We start from the raw sequence: 1443 nt of genomic DNA, 5'->3' as shown, positions 1-1443 counted from the left end.
CTATGGCCACCGACTACCACCATGGCGTGCGCGTCATTGAAATCAACGAAGGTTCGCGCCCGATCCGCACCGTGTCCACGGCCGTGCTGGGCCTGATCGCCACGGCCGACGATGCCGACCCGGCGGCCTTCCCGCTCGACACGCCCGTGCTCGTCACCAACGTGCTGGCCGCGATGGGCAAGGCCGGCAAGACGGGCACCTTGTACCGCAGCCTGGCGGCCATCGCCGCGCAGACCAAGCCCCTGACCGTCGTGGTACGCGTGGCCGAAGGCGAAACGGAGGCGGAAACCACCAGCAACGCCGTGGGCGGCGTATCGCCGGACGGCAAGTACCTGGGTGCCCAGGCGCTGCTGGCCGCGCAGAGCAAGCTCGGCGTGAAGCCGCGCATCCTGGGCGCACCTGGCCTGGATACCCAGGCTGTCACCAACGCCCTGGCCAGCGTCGCGCAGAAGCTGCGCGCCTTCGTGTATGCGTCCGCCTACGGCTGCGCTACAGTCACCGCGGCCATCACCTATCGCGGCCAGTTCGGCCAGCGCGAGGTGATGATCATCTGGCCGGATTTTGTGAACTGGGATACCGCCATCGACGAAGAGGCCAGCATTTCGGCTGTCGCTTACGCCATGGGCCTGCGCGCCAAGATCGACGAGGAAACGGGCTGGCACAAGACCTTGTCCAATGTGGTCGTGAATGGCCCCACCGGCATCAGCAAGGACGTGTTTTTCGATCTGCAAGACCCGGCTACCGACGCCGGCGTACTCAACGCCAAGGAAGTGACCACCCTGATCAACATGGGCGGCTATCGCTTCTGGGGTTCGCGCACCTGCGAGGCGCCGAGCGGCTTCTTTTATTTCGAGAGCTACACGCGCACGGCCCAGGTGCTGGCCGACACCATCGCCGAGGCGCATTTCGCCTTTGTCGATCTGCCCTTGCACCCGTCCCTGGTGCGCGACCTGCTGGAAAGCATCAATGCCAAGTTCCGCGACTTGAAATTGCAGGGCTACATCATCGACGGCCACGCCTGGTATGACGAGCAATACAACGACAAGGCCGGGCTGAAAGACGGCAAGCTGGCCATCGATTACGACTACACGCCCGTGCCGCCGCTGGAAAACCTGCGCTTCCAGCAGCGCATTACCGACCGCTACCTGGCCGACTTCGCCTCGCGCATCGCCGCTTAACTGACCCCGTGCCCGCCGTGTGCGGGCGCAACTGACCACTGGAGAACGCTATGGGCATGCCCCACAAACTCAAGCAATTCAACGTATTTCAAAACGGCGTGCTGTTCATGGGCATGGTGCCCGAAGTCACCTTGCCGAAACTCAGCCGCAAGATGGAAGAGTACCGCGCCGGCGGCATGAGCGGCCCCGTCTCCGTGGACTTCGGCAACGAGGCACTGTCGCTGGAATGGAGCGGCGGCGGCCTGATCGCCGAAGCCTTGAAGCA

Annotated in this window: 2 protein-coding genes; both read left to right on the top strand. The window is 64.2% G+C overall.

Annotated features, from left to right (window positions below):
• The first annotated feature begins 2 nt into the window (after positions 1-2).
• Positions 3-1178 (top strand): phage tail sheath protein, encoded by a 1176-nt coding sequence (locus SJI03_RS28725; RefSeq protein ID WP_322429447.1) that lies wholly within the window; start codon positions 3-5, stop codon positions 1176-1178.
• Positions 1179-1228: 50 nt separating this feature from the next.
• A partial coding sequence (locus SJI03_RS28720) for a phage major tail tube protein (protein WP_322429446.1) occupies positions 1229-1443 on the top strand: 215 nt, incomplete at its 3' end.

Origin of the sequence: Janthinobacterium sp. GMG1 (assembly GCF_034427795.1) — a bacterium.
In the GTDB taxonomy this organism is placed as follows: Bacteria; Pseudomonadota; Gammaproteobacteria; order Burkholderiales; family Burkholderiaceae_D; genus Janthinobacterium.
Note: the sequence above shows the minus strand (reverse complement) of the source record. Positions and strands in the feature narration are given on the sequence as shown.